Origin of the sequence: Polaromonas sp. (assembly GCF_039930745.1) — a bacterium.
Lineage (GTDB): Bacteria > Pseudomonadota > Gammaproteobacteria > Burkholderiales > Burkholderiaceae_C > Polaromonas.
Window position 1 is genome coordinate 23,360 of sequence record NZ_JBDTTH010000036.1, and the last position, 15,008, is coordinate 38,367.

Consider the following 15,008-nt stretch of genomic DNA (forward strand, 5'->3'; position numbering starts at 1 on the left):
GACAGGGCTGTTCATGCTAACACCGCACCAAACCCCTGCTGTCGAGGCGGAGAAGATTGCCAGATTGCTACTTGTTTGATAGCTGCTTGCGCCCACTCTTATTGGGCTAGAGGCTGTTTTTGTTCTGAAAATGACTCGGCGATTGCCCCATCGCCGCCTTGAACATCGCGGAGAAAGCGCTGTCGCTGGCGTAGCCGCTGGCGGCGGCCACCTGGCTGACGGGCGTGCCCCGTGCCAGCAGGGGAAGCGCATGCGCCAGGATGGCCTGCTGGCGCCACTGCTGGTAGCTGGTGCCCATTTCTTCCCGGAACAGCCGCGCCATGGTACGTTCGCTGGCGCCCATGTCGGTGGCCCATCCGGCCAGGGTGGCACGTTCCGATGGTGCGCGCAGCACCGCTTCGCACAGGGCGCGCAGGCGTTTGTCGCCGGTTTGCGCGTTCGGCATGGGCACGCCCAGCGCCTGGGTGTCGGCACGCGCGAGTTCGTCGAGCACCAGGCCGGTGAGCAACTGTTCACGCGTCACGCTCAGGGCTTCTCGCGGGCTGTCCAGTGCATGAATGGCTTCGCGCAGCAGCGGCGACACCACCAGCACGCGGCAGCTGTCCCAGCCCGCGGGCCTGGCACTGGCGTCGATGTACAGGGTGCGGAACTCGGCGGCCTCCAGCACGGTGATGGTGTGCAGCGCGCCGGGCGCGATCCAGACCGCGCGCGAGGGCGGCACGATGTAGGTCACCTCTTCCGGCGTGGACGCGGTCACCTGCACGATGCCGGTGGCGCAATAAGCCAGTTGCGCCCAGGGATGGCGGTGCGGCTCGAAGTGGGTGTCGGCCGGCATGTTGCGGGTGCGCACCCGAACCGGCCGCTGGCGGCTCGGGACGAAGGCGGCGATGCCCTCCGCAGAGACCAGGAGGGTGCTGATTTTGGGTGGGGTGGGGCGGCGTCGCATGCTTTGGCTGAAATTCGCTAAATGATGTCTTTCTGTCGCATTCAGGAATGTATCCCGGATATTACGATAGCTGCATGAGTCGCCGGGCCGTTCCCAGGACGAATAACGAAGCGCGTAGCGCGGAGATCACCCAATGAGCATCACAAGCACCGCCTCCACGCCTCCTTTCAATGCCGTCAGCCTGCGCCAGGATGCCGGGGTCATCGGCCTGGTCGGGCTGGCGCACATGATCAGCCACTTCAGCCAGTTGCTGCTGGCGCCGCTGTTCCCGTGGCTGAAGGAAGAGTTCAGCGTGAGTTATGCGGAGCTGGGTTTCCTGATGACGATCTTTTTTGTCGTCTCGTGTGCGGTGCAGGCGCTGTCGGGTTTTGTGGTGGACCGCTTCGGCCCGCGGCCCATCCTGTTTGCCGGCCTGAGCCTGCTCGGGCTGGCCGCCTTTGGTTATGCCTTCAGCACCAGCTACTGGATGATGGCGGCCTTTGCCGTGCTGGCCGGTATCGGCAACGGGGTGTTCCACCCGGTGGACTACACGCTGATCAACCGCAAGGTGAGTGCGCCGCGCCTGGGCCACGCCTACAGCGTGCACGGCATCACCGGCAGCCTGGGCTGGGCGCTGGCACCGGCGCTGGTGGTGACGCTCACCTTTGCTTATTCATGGCGGGTGGCGCTGGCCGCTGCCGGGGCGCTGGCCTTTGTTGTGCTGGCGGTGCTGGTGCTGAACCGCGACAAGCTGACGCTGAGCGTGGCGGTGCCAGTCAAAGGCGCGCCGGCAGCCGACAGCTCGCTGGCCTTCCTGCGCATTCCCGCGGTGTGGATGTGTTTTGCGTTTTTCTTCTGGTACGCGATTGTGCTCAGCGTGGTGCAGGCTTTTGCCCCCGAGGCCGCGCGCCAGCTGCACAACGTGCCCCTTGCCCTGGTGGCCATGTGCCTGACGATTTACATGGTGTGCAGCGCCGGCGGCATGGTGGTGGGCGGCTTTCTCGCCTCGGACCCGGCGCGCTGCGAACGCATTGTGGGCGCCGGTTTCGGTGTGGCCGCCGTCATTGCGCTGGTGCTGGCGCTGGGCAGTTTTCCGGCATGGGTGGTGCCGGTGCTGTTTGGTGTCATGGGGTTTTCATCCGGCATTGCCGGGCCCTCGCGTGACCTGCTGGTCAAGCGCTCGACACCCGAAAACGCATCGGGCCGCGTCTACGGCGTGGTGTATGCCGGCCTGGACATCGGCCAGGCGGTGTCGCCGCTGATCTTCGGCGTGATGATGGACCACCAGATGTACCGCGGCGTGCTGCTGGGCCTGGCGCTGATGCTGGGCATTTTGATTGCCAGCGCTTTCAATGTGCGGCGCGTGCGTCGTACACCGCTGGCAACCATGGCATCAGCCTGACAGGAAACTGGCTTCTAGCGGAAAGGCCGGCTCACAAAACGCGAGCCCTCCAGCCCGAAGCGCCAGGGCTGCTCCATCGCTTTTGAAATGCCGATGCGCGGTCCGCTGACCACACGTGGGCGGCCGGGCGCGGGCAGCAGTTCGAACGGCGGTGCCGCTGTCGACAGGCCGTTGTGCTCCCGCGTGAGGCGGGGAAAAACTGCAACAGCAGGTGCAGGTCGCGGCGTCTCATTGCCCTACCGTATCACAGGGCCAAATGGCGCGGCGTAGCATGGCGGCAAACCCTTGGAGATCGCCTGTGTTGACGAAACGCCGCAAACGGCTGCTTGCCCTGGTGGCGGCGCTGGCGTGGACACCGTTCACGGTAGCGGATGACGCCTTGTGGACCTTGCTCAAGGGGGGCGGGCAGGTGGTGTTGATCCGGCATGCCTTGACCACGCCTGGCGTGGGTGACCCGGAGGGCATGAAGCTCAAAGAATGCAGCACGCAGCGCAACCTGAGCGACGAGGGCCGGGCGCATGCGCGGCAGCTGGGCGAGGTCTTCCGCGAGCGCGGCATTGCTGTTGGGCGCCTGCTGTCCAGCCCGTGGTGCCGGTCCATCGAAACCGCGAAACTGGCTTTTGGTAAAACGCCGGATCTGACGCCGGCCCTGGGCAACCTGTTCGGCCGCAGCGGGGAGGCTGGCCGGCAACTTGCCGACCTTCGGCCTCTGGCCGGCCAGAAGCCGGCGAGTGGCAACACGGTGATGGTGTCGCACGGCTCGACCATCGTGGCACTGACCGGCGTATCGCCGGCCACCGCCGAGATGGTGGTGCTGACGCCGCAGGGCGGCGGCCGCTTTACGGTGGCGGGCCGGATGATCGCCCACAAACCCTGAAGCACCGGCGATTTATACCGCGCTGCTGTGCCTGGCGATGCAGGTATCCAGCACTTCGGCAGTATCGCGCTGCCACCAGTTGCCGGTGGAGAAAATCTCCACCTCGCTGTAACCCGCAAAGCCCTGGTTTTCGACCCAGCCGCGGATCTTCGGGAGGTCGATCACGCCGTCGCCCATCATGCCGCGGTCGTTGAGCAGGTCGGTGGTGGGTGTCAGCCAGTCGCAGACATGGAAGGCGAGCAGGCGTTCCTTGCCGGCGCGCTCTATCTGCTGCTGCAGCTTCGGGTCCCACCAGACATGGTAGACGTCCACGGCCACGCCGAGTGCGCCGCTTTTGGTCGGGTCGAGTGCGTCACACACGTCGAGTGCCTGCTCCAGGGTGTTGATGCAGGCGCGGTCGGCGGCATACATCGGGTGCAGCGGTTCAATAGCCAGCGGCATGCCGCTGGACTTTGCGTACTCCAGCAAAGCGGCAATGCCGTCGCTGACCTGACTTCGCGCGAGCGCGATGTCCTTGTGCGCGGCCTGGCCCGACAGCGCGCCGGGCAGGGCGCCGACCACCAGCACCAGGCAGGCGGCGTTCAGTTCGCAGGCTTCGTCCACCGCGCGGCGGTTGTCTTCATACGCGGCTTTGGCGCCCGCTGCATCGACGACAGGAAACATGCCGCCGCGGCAGTAGCCAGAGAGCTCTAGCCCGTGGGTTTTGACAAGTTTCGAAATCGCGGGCAGGCCAGCGGCCGCGACCTGGTCGCGCCACGGCGAGATCGCCTTGATGCCGCGCCGTGCGCAGGCTTCAATGATGTCGGTCAGCGGCTGCTCGACGCCGCAGCTTTTGCGCACGGTGGCGGTGTTGATGGAGAGCCAGCGGTGGTCTTGAGAGAAATCGCGCATGAATTGTTATGGATTTATACCCTCTCCCGCTGGCGGGAGAGGGCTAGGGTGAGGGGGTTGGGCTTGGGATGCTGGAATCCGGGAGCCCTCACCCCAGCCCTCTCCCGGAGGGCGAGGGAGTACAAAACGGGAGTCAATGCTCAACGCCGTGCAATGCCAGCAGCGTTTTCATGCGCTGCATGGCGAGCTCGGGGTGCTCCAGCAGGTTGGCCGCATCCGCCAGCCGAAACAGCTCGGCGAAATGCTGCAGTGAACGTGTGCTTTGCTGCCCCCCGACCATGGTGAAGTGGCTCTGATGCCCGTTGAGCCAGGCCATGAAGACCACGCCGGTTTTGTAGAAGCGCGTGGGTGCGGCAAAGATGTGGCGCGACAGCGGCACGGTGGGGCCGAGGATGGCGTGGAATTTCTCCACATTGCCGCGCGCCAGCTCGCCGAGTGCTGCACTTGCGGCGGGCGCTATCGCGTCGAAGATGCCCAGCAATGCGTCGCTCTGGCCGTGAAACAGTTCGGTGCCCTGGCCGTCGCCGGCGATCAGTTCGGCGTAGTTGAAGTCGTCACCGGTGTACATGCGCACGCCTGCGGGCAGGCGGCGGCGCATCGCAATTTCCTTGTCCTTGTCGAGCAGGGAGATCTTGATGCCGTCCACCTTGTCGGGATGGGCATTGATGATGCCCAGCGCGGTGGCCATCGCGGCATCCACATTGCTGCTGCCCCAGTAGCCGGCCAGTGCGGGGTCGAACATGTCGCCTAGCCAGTGCAGGACGACGGGCTGCCTGGCCTGGCTCAGGATGCGGTCGTACACGCGTTCATAGTCGGCAGGCGATTTCGCCACACGGGCCAGTGCGCGGCTGGCCATGACGATGAGCTTGCCGTCGAGTTTTTCAATCGCGGCCATCTGTTCTTCGTAGCCGGCGATGACCTGGTCAACGGTCTTGACGTTCTCCAGCACCAGATGGTCGGTGCCGCAACCCGAGGCGACCAGCGCGCCGGGTATCTCTTTGGCCGCATCGAGCGAACGGCGAATCAATTCCAGCGAGGTTGGCCAGTCCAGGCCCATGCCGCGCTGCGCGGTGTCCATGGCTTCGGCCACGCCCAGGCCCAGCGACCACAGGTGGCGGCGGTAGGCGATGGTGGCGTCCCAGTCAATGGCGCAAGCTATCCAGGGATCGACCGCGGCCAGCGGGTCGGCCACCACGTGCGCCGCCGAATAGGCGATGCGATTGAATTTGACGCCTGCAGGAGGACGCACGGGTGTGCTTCCTTGCAGCGTGTAGGGCTGCAGGCCGCCCGCGGCAACGGGCAACTGAAGGGTCAAAGCCATGGAGTCTACCTTTTCATATACAAAATATGCTGTTGGCCCTTATGCGGCGGGCGCAAGCAGCTATCAAACCTGTAGCGCAGGAACGTCCACCCAGCGGCGCTCTTTCCAGCTTTCCAGCGCAGCCTCGACCAGTTGCACGCCTTTGGCACCTTCGGGTAGCGTCCACTTGTAGGGCTCGTTTTCCACCACGTGGCGGATGAAGTGTTCCCACTGGATCTTGAAGCCGTTGTCGTAGACCTGGGTGTCCGGCACGTCCTGCCACTGGTCGGTGAAGTTCATGGTCTGCTTCTCGTCAGGGTTCCAGACCGGGCGCGGCGTGTTGACGCGCGACTGGGCCTTGCAGGAACTCAGGCCGGCGACTGCGGAGCCGTGCGTGCCATCGACATGGAAGGTGACCAGGTCTTCGCGGTTCACGCGTGTGGCCCAGGACATGTTCATCTGGGCGATCACGTTCTCGCCGCTATGGCCGATCAGCTCGGCCGTGGCGTAGGCCGCGTCGTCGGCCGTGGCCTTGTAGGGCTTGCCGGCTTCGTCCCAGCGCTCGGGAATGTGGGTGGCACCTATGCAGGAGATGGACTTGACCTCGCCGAACAGATTGTCCAGCACATAGCGCCAGTGGCACATCATGTCCAGGATCATGCCGCCGCCGTCTTCAGTGCGGTAGTTCCAGCTTGGACGCTGGATGGGTTGCAGGTCGCCTTCGAACACCCAGTAGCCGAACTCCAGGCGCACCGACAGCATCTTGCCGAAGAAGCCGGCGCGGCGCAGCATGTCGAGCTTGCGCAGGCCGGGCAGGAAGAGCTTGTCCTGCACCGCGCCATGCTTCAGGCCGGACTTTTCAGCCAGGCGCGCAATCTCGACCGCTTCGTTGAGGTTGGTGGCAATCGGCTTTTCACAGTAGACGTGTTTACCTGCGCGGATCGCCTTGGCCAGCAGGGTGGGGCGCATCTGTGTGGTGCCGGCGTCAAAGAAGATGCTGTCGTCCTTGTTCTTCAGCGCCTCGTCGAGGTCGGTGCCCCAGCGCGTGATGCCGTGAGCCTCGGCCAGGGCTTCGATTTTCTCGGCGTTGCGGCCGATCAGGATCGGGTCGGGCATCACCTTGTCGCCGTTGGACAGCGTGACGCCGCCCTGTTTGCGGATCGCGACGATGGAGCGGATCAGGTGCTGGTTCATGCCCATGCGTCCGGTGACGCCGTGCATGATGAGTCCTAGTCGTTGTATAGCCATGAAAGTTCTCTTGAAGTGGTTTGGGTTGAGTCAGGAAATGGGTTGCAGGCTGTGCCAGTGCGGCATCGCGGCACTGGCAAAGCCGGGGACGTGCAGCGAAGACAGGTCCAGTTCGCCGCCGTGCACGGCAAGGTGCAGGCGGCCGGCATGGGTCTCGTAAAAGCCGGGGTGGGCGGTGGCAAAAGCCTGTGCTTCTGCATCGGGTGCGATGCCGAAACCGTCGACATAGTGATGGCCATTGCGCTCGATGTGCGTCACCCCCAGGCTGGCGGCCAGCAGGGTGTCCTGTTGCACGGCCAGGCCGGCCTGGCAGGTCAGGTCTTCACCTGACAGCAGCAGGTGTTGCGGTTGCTGTGCAATGCGCGCCGCGTTGGCCAGCGAGCGGTAGATGCCCTTGCAGGCCTTGCTCGAGATGCCGCGGTAACCCAGTGCCATGCCGCGTTCCAGCACGTCGGGCTGGTCGTCGGATTCGTCCAGGATCACCGGGACATCAATGCCCAGCCCGGCGATGGACCGGTCGAGCGCGACGCGGCGTGCCAGCGGCTGCTCGAGCAGCAGGGTGCGCCGCAGCAGGCCGGCCAGCTGCGGCGCTTGCGTGAGCGCCTGCCAGAATGCGCCCAGCACCTGCGCATCGGCAAAGGTTTCGTTGCCATCCAGCGTGACGCGGTAGTTGGCGGCCCGCGCGTCCAGCACGGCGGTGATCTGCGAGAGCCGGTCCATGTCGGCCTCCAGGCGGCCCGATAGTTTGAGCTTGAAGTGGTGCAGCCCATAACGTTGGATGGCGGCTTCGAGAGTGGCCGGTAAGCCGTCGTCAGGATCGATGCCCTCATCGCCGGCGGTCAGGCGGTCGGCCAGGCCCACCGTGTGGCGCAGCGTGACGGAGCGCTGCTTGACCAAAGCCAGCAAGGGCGACCAGGGGTCGCCGAGCACGCCAGCACGCAGGCCGTCGACCCAGGACAGGCCGGCGGCGCGCAGGGCCGCATCGGCGATGGCCTTGTCCAGCAGGGCTGGCCCGAATTGCGCCGCCAGCCGCGGCAGGCCTCGTGCCACCGAGGTGGTGACGGCCGCCGCCCCGGCCGACTGGGACAGGTCATGTGGGCTTTGCCCGGTCCCGGCGTCGGCATAGGCATCGCGCGCTGTGCGCAGGGCCTCGCGCAACTGCTCGAAGTTCTGCTCATGTGTGAGTTCGGCAGATTTGTCGAACCACTTGGGCACCATGAGTTCGGCGCTGCCGCCTTCAAGGGTACGGCCGGAGATGTCGAGTTCGACGCGCACGAAAGCCTGCGGACAGCGCGTGACCGTGGCCGCGCCGAAGCGGAAGGGCAGGCGCAGCGTGACCGGCCGTTCGAACAGGGAAATCGAACGGATGACAACCGCGCTCATGACAGTGCGCTCCAGATGGCCTTGACATGGCGGGCGCTGAACTCGGCGCAACCCGGCCCGTCGGGCTGGTAGTCAAAGGGTTCGACCGCCATCCAGCCGGTGTAGCCCGCGGCTTTGAGCACCTGCAGCACCGGTTGTTGCGGCGTGTCGCCCTGGCCGGGTCCGCGGCGGTTTTTGTCATTGAGTTGCACATGCGCAATATGGCCGCTGGCGAGGTAGTGCGCGAGCACCTGGTGTACCGGTGCGCTTTCGGCCTGTGAAGCGGCGCTTACATCGAGCATGGTGCGCACCGCCGGCGAGCCGATGCGGTCCACCATGGCTGCGGCCTGTGCCACGGTGTTGATCACCGGCGTCTCTGCGGGTGACAGCGGCTCCAGGCAGTAAACCACGCCCGCCGCCGCGGCATGAGGGGCGAGTTCGGCCAGCGCGTCATGCAGGCGTTCCACCGCGTCGGCAAGGCTCTGGCCGGGCAGGGGTGAGCGTTGTTTCGGCGAGCCATGCACCAGCACGGCGGCGCCGCAGACGGCGGCGACATCGATCAGGCGTTTGAGCAGGGACACGGTTTTCTGCCGCACGGTGGCGTCCATGCTGACGAGCGACAGGCCGTCGGGTTTGACCAGCAGCCAGTGCAGGCTGGAGATGGCCAGGCCGTGATCCTGCGCGGTGGTTCGAAAGCGCCGCGCGGCTGCGGCATCCAGCGTTTGGGGGTCGTCTGCCAGCGTGAACGGCGCCAGTTCCAGGCCGGCGTAGCCATAAGCGGCGGCCATTGCGCATTGCCGGTCAAACGGCAGCGGATGCAGCACCTCATTGCACAGCGAGAGTTTCATAGAGCGGTTTTTCCGGAACGCCGCAGGCTGTAGATCTTCCAGCCGATGGTGCCGAAGATGAGCGCCGCGACCACCGCAGAAATGGGGCGTGTGAAGAAGGGGCTCAGGTCGCCATCGGAGAGAATCAGCGCGCGGCGCAGGTTTTTCTCAAGCAGGTCGCCCAGCACAATGCCCAGCACCAGCGGCGCCATCGGGTAGCCAAAACTGCGCAGGAAAAATCCCAGAATGCCGAAGGCCAGCATGACGTAGACATCGAAGAGCCGGCCGGAGATGGCAAAACTGCCGACCGAGCAGAGCACGAAAATGATGGGCACGATGAAGTGCTGCGGCACACGCAGCACCTGTACCAGCGCCTTGGTCAGCACCATGCCGTAGATCAGGATGCCGATGGTTGCAAACAGCATCATGGCGACGACGTCGTAGACGAATTGGGGGTTCTCCACCATGATCAGCGGGCCCGGCTTGACACCGTGAATGATCATTGCGGCCATCAGGACTGCGGCCGGCGCCGAGCCCGGAATGGCAAGCGTGAGCACCGGAATCATCGCGCCCGGGACGCAGGCGTTGTCGCCGGTCTCGGCTGCCATCAGGCCCTCGACCGAGCCCTTGCCGAACATGTGTTTTTCCTTGCTGGCGCGTTTGGCGGCGGCGTAGGATGACCAGGCCGCCACGTCTTCCCCGACACCCGGCACAATGCCCACGCCGGTGCCGATCAGGCCCGAGCGCAGGATAGTGCGCCAGTATTGCGTGACGTCGCGAAACTTGGGGATGACGGTGTCGAAAGGGCTGATCTTGACCGGTGCCTGGCGCTCTTTCATGGTCGTCAGCAGCTCGGCGAAGCCGAAGGCGCCGACCAGCGCCGGCACCAGCTGGATGCCGCCAGCGAGATCGCGCACCCCCCAGGCGAAACGCTCGTACCCATATTGCGGCTCCTGGCCAATGCCGGCAATGAACAGGCCCGCAATGCCGGCGATCCAGCCCTTGAGCGGGTCGTCACCCGTTAGCGTGCCGGCAATGATCACCCCGAACAGCGCCAGCCAGAAAAATTCATAAGCACCGAACTTGAGGGCCAGCCCTCCAAGGATGGGTGTGAAGCCGGCCAGGAAGAACATGCCGATCAGCGTGCCCATGACCGAGCCCGTTGTGGCAATGCCCATGGCGCGGCCGGCCATGCCCTGGCGGGCCAGCGCATAACCATCGAGACAGGAAGCGGCCGAGGCCGGCGTGCCCGGAATGTTGAGCAGAATGGCCGAGCGCGAGCCGCCATAAATGGAGCCGACATAGGTGCAGATCAGGATCAACAAGGCCTGGCTGGGTGGCAGTTTGAGCGTGAGCGTGGTCATCAGCGCAAGCGCCATGGTGGCCGTCAGGCCGGGCAGGGCGCCCATGATGACGCCGACCAGGGAGGACAACAGCGCGTAGAAGATGACCTCGGGCGTGCCAAAGCGCACGAGCGATTGGCCAAACATGATGAATCCGTCAAACATGGGAGCTTCTTTTTAGGGCAGACGGACGAGAAAGACGTACTGGAACACGAGCGTCACGACGATGGTGGTCAGCGCACCGGCTGCCAGCGCAGCCAGCAGGCGCCTGGAGCGCGCCTGTTCCGGCGGCGCAAAACACCAGACAAAGGCCGCCACAAACAGCGCCGTGGCCAGCCAGAAGGGCGCGCGCCCGATCAGGCCGGCGGCATACACCAGGCTGAGCGCCAGCGTGGCCAGCACCCTGCGGTTCAGCACCGGCGGCGCCGGACCGCCCGGTGCCGCGGCGGCGATGTTGCCGCGGCGCCAGCCCCGCAGCATCAGGATGGCACCCAGCAACACAATGACGCAGCCGATCATGCCCGGCACGAAACCCGGCATGGTGTAGAGCTCGGCGCCCATGGCCGTGAAGCGGTCCATGCGCAGGGATTCCGCCACAATCAACAGGCCAAAACCGACCCATCCCGCTCCGCCCCTGAGGTCGGAGCGGGCGGTGTTACCGCCATCGCTCATGTTTTTTCCCGTGCTGTGCGGTCAGGGTTTCGGGATGCCGACGGTGTCGGGTGACACCTTGGCCTTGCCGGCGGCCTGCTGTGTCCAGGCATAGGACTGGATGGCAGGGAAGACGGCTTTTTGCGCTTCCTCGCCGGCCATGGGCGCGAACATTGCACCGCGTGCCTGGGCGTATTTTCTCAAAGCCTCGTTCTTGACCATTTCGGTGGCCCAGATCTTGTCCAGCGTTTGTGCCACTTCAGGCGGTGCGCCCTTGGGTACAAAAATGCCGAAGTAGTTGATCGGGTCCTTGAAGCCGGGGATGAATTGCGACAGCGGCGGGATGGTGCCGTAGCCCTCGATTTCGATGGACTTGTCACCGACCACGGCCAGGGGGCGAATTTTCTTGGCGCGGATCATGTCGGTCTGCTCCGCCGCCAATTGCGTGGTGACCTGGGTTTCTCCGGAAGCTGCGGCCACGGCGGCCGGTGCGCCGCCATCGTAGGTCACGTGTTTGTAGCTGACGCCGGCTGCACGCGCAATCGATTCAATGGCCGAGTGGCCGCTGGAGTTGACTCCTGCGGTAGCCACCGAAATCGCGCCCGGCTTGGCTTTCATGGCAGCCAGCAGTTCTGGCATGGTCTTGTAAGGCGTGTCGGCATTGACGCCGACCACGGCGATGTGGGCCACATTGAGATAGAGGTTCCAGTCCTTGGCCGAGGTGTCCAGCATGCCCAGCACTTTGTAGGTGCCCAGGTCCTTGGCGCCGCCGGACGTCCAGGTGTAGCCGTCGTGCGGTGCTTCCATCGCGTTCTTGGTACCGACGGAGCCTGAAGCGCCGGGCTGGTTCATGATGATGATTTTCTGGCCGAGGTATTTCTCGAGCTCGGCGGCGGTGACCCGCGTCACCTGGTCGGTGGATCCACCGGGTGCCCAGGGCACGATGAGCGTGATGGGCTTGGTGGGCTTCCACTGCGCCATGGCGCCGGTGGCGCTGATGGACAACAGGCCTGCAATCAGCAGGCCGCGAATGGATAGAACAGATTTCATGAGGGTCTCCTTCGTTATTAATTCACTAAAAGGTGAATTGTAGAAAATGACCCTCCATGGGTCAATCAAGCGGTCGGCTCAGTTTCTAAGGACATACCCTAGGATGACATCGCACATGTGGGACAGGCGTTCGTTGAGCGCCTTGCTGCCCATCAGGTCGCGCCCGAAGATGGCGGACAGCGTGGAATTGTTCGACAGGTAGAAGTAGGACAGGCCGGCGATCGAGACGTACAGCTGCACAGGATCGATGCCGCCGCGGAACAGGCCGTCGGCGCGCCCGCGCTCGAGAATCTCTGCCAGGGTCTGCACCAGCGGCGAGTTCATTTCCTGCACTCGCCCGGACATCGCCAGGTGCCTGCCCTGGTGCAGGTTTTCACTGTTGAGCAGGGTCAGGAACTCGGGATGGGCAATGTAGTACTCCCAGGTGAACTCGGTGAGCCGGCGGATGGCCTGGGCCGGGGGCATGTCACGCAGGTGTAGCCTGGTTTCTGCCTCGCGGATGTGCGCGTAGGCCTGCTCCAGCACCGCCAGGAACAGCTCGTCCTTGCTTTTGAAGTAATAGTAGATCAGGCGCTTGTTGACGTCCGCGCGCTCGGCGATGCGGTCCACCCGCGCACCGCCCAGCCCGTGCTGCGCGAACTCGTCGCGGGCGGCCAGCAGGATGGCCTGCTGCGAGCGGTCGGCATCGCGCGAGCGGGGTTCGACGGGTTTGGCGGTTTTGCTTTTGGGGCTTGGCATGGCTGATAATTTAACTGTTTGGTGAATTAAAGCAAGATTCACGGCTGACGAGATGATTGACTGGCAGCGTTGACCAAGCGTACCTCCATAATGAAGCAGGGACCGGCCAGCCGCGCTGGTGCCGACATGCAAGGAGATGGTCATGACGGATTCGGACACCCCCAAAGACGGCGACTTCACTCACTGGGTTGATGAGAAGACCGAGGCTCTCAAATTCACGCTGGGTGAAAAATTCCCGGTGCCCCCGACCGAGTTGCATTCACCTTCTGCGCATAGGGAGACCGGCCAGCAGAAACTGGAAGAAGTGCTGCTCGAACATGAGACGCCCACGGCCGAATTCCTCGAAGAGTTGAAAGCCCTGGAAGATGCGCCGCCGCTGAGCGATGAAGAACTGGCCCGGCAGGCGCTGGAAGCCGGTGGTGACGACGGCGACAACCAGACACCGGAATAGCTGGCCCCACGGTCGCTCACTGCGTGTAGCTTCCTGCCCCCGAGGGGGCCGCTGCGCCTGCGGTCTGGCAAAGCGAGTCCCGCGGCCCCCGCTGGTAAAGAACAATCCGCGCTCCGGCGCTGCGCTCGGGCTCTGCTACAGCGGCACAATATTGACATGACCAAACAACTTGCCGGCCATCTTCTTGTCGAATGCCTCATTGCCCAAGGCGTCACCCATGCCTTTGGCGTCCCTGGTGAAAGTTATCTTGCGGTACTTGACGGCTTTCACGCCTACCCGGAGCAGATTCGCTTCATCATCAACCGGCAGGAGGGCGGCGCAGCCTTCATGGCCGAGGCCCACGGCAAACTGACCGGCCGGCCCGGCATCTGTTTTGTGACACGCGGGCCGGGCGCCACCAATGCTTCGATCGGCGTGCACACGGCTTTCCAGGATTCGACGCCCATGATCCTGTTTGTTGGCGACGTGGCCAGCGACACGCGCGACCGGGAGGCCTTCCAGGAGGTGGACTACAGCAGCTTCTTCGGTCCATCCACCAAAGGCATGGCCAAACGCGTGGAGCGCATCGACGACGCGCGCCGCATTCCGGAATACGTGGCACGCGCCTTCGCCACCGCCATGAACGGCCGGCCTGGACCGGTGGTGCTGGTACTGCCCGAAGACATGCTGACGCAGATGGTGGATGTGGAGCCGCTACCGCGCGTGGAGGCCGTGGAGGCCTGGAGCGACCCCGGCTCGCTGCGCCGGCTGCGCGAACTGCTGCTGCAGTCGCAGCGTCCGCTGGTGATTGCCGGCGGTGGCGGCTGGACGCCCCAGGCGGCGCAGGCGCTGCAGCGTTTTGCCGAGAACTGGTCGCTGCCGGTGGGCAATGCCTTCCGCTTCCAGGACACCTTCGACAACCACCACCCGCTGTATGCGGGCGATGTCGGCATTGGCCTGAACCCGAAGCTGGCTGCGCGCGTGAAGGAGGCGGACCTGATTCTTGCCATTGGCCCGCGCCTAGGCGAGATGACCACCGGCGGCTACACCCTGATTGAGGCACCGCGGCCCAAACAGAAACTGGTGCACATCCACGCCAGCGCCGAAGAGCTCAACCGCGTCTTCCAGGCCGACCTGGCCATCCACGCGACCATGAATGCTGCGGCACGTTCGCTGGAGGTACTGACGGCGCCTGGCGCATTGCCCTGGCAGGCGTGGGCGGAGTCGGCCCACGCCGACTACCTCGCCAATATTGACCCGGCCAACGGCGGTGTGGTGCTGCCGGGCAGCATCGACATGCCGGCCATCGTCGCCACGCTGAAAAAGCTGCTGCCGGAAGATGCGGTGCTGACCAACGGCGCCGGCAACTTCGCGAGCTGGGTGCATCGCTTCTTTCAGCACCACGGGCTGGTCAAGGGCTTCAAGACGCAGCTGGCGCCCACCGTGGGCGCCATGGGTTACGGCGTGCCGGCCGGCATTGCGGCCGCCATCACGACCGGCAGGACAGCCTTCACGATTGCCGGTGACGGCGATTTTTTGATGAATGGCCAGGAGCTGGCCACGGCCGTGCAGCACGGCGCCAAAAGCATTATTCTGCTGCTCAACAACGGCATGTACGGCACCATCCGCATGCATCAGGAGCGCGAGTACCCGCGTCACGTCAGCGGCTCCAGTCTGCAAAACCCGGACTTCTGCGCGCTGGCGCGGGCCTATGGCTACACAGCCACCCGCATCACGCGCACCGAAGAGTTTGAAGCGGTCATGCGCCAGGCGCTGCAGGGCAAGGAAGGGGCATTGATCGAGATCATGCTAGACCCGGAAGTCATCAGCACGCGCGGCACCTTGTCGGCGATCACGAACGCAGCCAAACGCTGACCGACCCCGCGAGCTCAACCGCCGTGTCTCTGTGCAAGCAGGGGCCGCGGGTCCGGCTTTGCCGGCCCGCAGGCGCAGCGGCCCCCTCG

14 protein-coding genes and 1 pseudogene are annotated in these 15,008 nt (G+C 64.7%); 4 read left to right on the top strand and 11 right to left on the bottom strand.

What is annotated here, in order from left to right:
- Positions 1–106 precede the first annotated feature (106 nt).
- Positions 107–946 carry a helix-turn-helix transcriptional regulator gene (locus ABI660_RS12675; protein ID WP_348068505.1) on the bottom strand — a complete coding sequence of 280 codons (840 nt, stop codon included), beginning with the start codon at positions 944–946 and terminating at the stop codon, positions 107–109.
- Positions 947–1,079: 133 nt separating this feature from the next.
- Between ABI660_RS12675 and ABI660_RS12680 the strand changes: the two genes are divergently transcribed.
- Positions 1,080–2,327 (top strand): MFS transporter, encoded by a 1,248-nt coding sequence (locus tag ABI660_RS12680; RefSeq protein WP_348068507.1) that lies wholly within the window; start codon positions 1,080–1,082, stop codon positions 2,325–2,327.
- A gap of 14 nt (positions 2,328–2,341) precedes the next feature.
- Here the strand turns inward: ABI660_RS12680 and ABI660_RS12685 are convergent.
- A pseudogene (locus ABI660_RS12685) lies at positions 2,342–2,440 on the bottom strand (DNA-3-methyladenine glycosylase); the annotation flags it as partial.
- A 185-nt stretch (positions 2,441–2,625) separates the two neighbouring features.
- On the opposite strand from ABI660_RS12685, the gene ABI660_RS12690 reads away from it, so the two are divergent.
- On the top strand, positions 2,626–3,204 hold the full coding sequence (locus ABI660_RS12690) for a histidine phosphatase family protein (RefSeq protein WP_348068509.1): 579 nt from the start codon (positions 2,626–2,628) through the stop codon (positions 3,202–3,204).
- A gap of 12 nt (positions 3,205–3,216) precedes the next feature.
- Here ABI660_RS12690 and ABI660_RS12695 read toward each other — a convergent pair whose 3' ends face one another.
- From ABI660_RS12695 to ABI660_RS12735, 9 genes are all read right to left on the bottom strand, one after another.
- Complete coding sequence (locus tag ABI660_RS12695; protein ID WP_348068511.1) at positions 3,217–4,095, bottom strand: sugar phosphate isomerase/epimerase family protein; 879 nt, start codon at positions 4,093–4,095, stop codon at positions 3,217–3,219.
- A 133-nt stretch (positions 4,096–4,228) separates the two neighbouring features.
- Complete coding sequence (locus tag ABI660_RS12700) at positions 4,229–5,416, bottom strand: dihydrodipicolinate synthase family protein (protein ID WP_348068513.1); 1,188 nt, start codon at positions 5,414–5,416, stop codon at positions 4,229–4,231.
- 63 nt (positions 5,417–5,479) lie between these two features.
- Positions 5,480–6,643 (bottom strand): Gfo/Idh/MocA family oxidoreductase, encoded by a 1,164-nt coding sequence (locus ABI660_RS12705; RefSeq protein ID WP_348068515.1) that lies wholly within the window; start codon positions 6,641–6,643, stop codon positions 5,480–5,482.
- Between the two features lie 30 nt (positions 6,644–6,673).
- On the bottom strand, positions 6,674–8,026 hold the full coding sequence (locus ABI660_RS12710; RefSeq protein ID WP_348068517.1) for a hypothetical protein: 1,353 nt from the start codon (positions 8,024–8,026) through the stop codon (positions 6,674–6,676).
- Positions 8,023–8,853, bottom strand: a complete 831-nt coding sequence (locus ABI660_RS12715) for a sugar phosphate isomerase/epimerase family protein (protein ID WP_348068519.1) — start codon at positions 8,851–8,853, stop codon at positions 8,023–8,025. Before ABI660_RS12715 ends, ABI660_RS12710 begins: the two co-directional genes overlap by 4 nt.
- Positions 8,850–10,340: a tripartite tricarboxylate transporter permease gene (locus tag ABI660_RS12720; protein WP_348068521.1), complete on the bottom strand. Its 1,491-nt coding sequence runs from the start codon at positions 10,338–10,340 to the stop codon at positions 8,850–8,852. Before ABI660_RS12720 ends, ABI660_RS12715 begins: the two co-directional genes overlap by 4 nt.
- A 12-nt stretch (positions 10,341–10,352) precedes the next feature.
- Positions 10,353–10,847: a tripartite tricarboxylate transporter TctB family protein gene (locus tag ABI660_RS12725; protein ID WP_348068523.1), complete on the bottom strand. Its 495-nt coding sequence runs from the start codon at positions 10,845–10,847 to the stop codon at positions 10,353–10,355.
- Between the two features lie 21 nt (positions 10,848–10,868).
- Positions 10,869–11,876 (bottom strand): tripartite tricarboxylate transporter substrate binding protein, encoded by a 1,008-nt coding sequence (locus ABI660_RS12730; RefSeq protein ID WP_348068525.1) that lies wholly within the window; start codon positions 11,874–11,876, stop codon positions 10,869–10,871.
- Between the two features lie 78 nt (positions 11,877–11,954).
- Positions 11,955–12,614, bottom strand: coding sequence for a TetR/AcrR family transcriptional regulator (locus ABI660_RS12735; protein WP_348068527.1), 660 nt, complete (start codon positions 12,612–12,614; stop codon positions 11,955–11,957).
- A gap of 142 nt (positions 12,615–12,756) precedes the next feature.
- Between ABI660_RS12735 and ABI660_RS12740 the strand changes: the two genes are divergently transcribed.
- Positions 12,757–13,065 carry a hypothetical protein gene (locus ABI660_RS12740; RefSeq protein ID WP_348068529.1) on the top strand — a complete coding sequence of 103 codons (309 nt, stop codon included), beginning with the start codon at positions 12,757–12,759 and terminating at the stop codon, positions 13,063–13,065.
- A gap of 156 nt (positions 13,066–13,221) precedes the next feature.
- Positions 13,222–14,919, top strand: coding sequence for a thiamine pyrophosphate-binding protein (locus ABI660_RS12745; protein ID WP_348068531.1), 1,698 nt, complete (start codon positions 13,222–13,224; stop codon positions 14,917–14,919).
- Positions 14,920–15,008 lie beyond the last annotated feature (89 nt).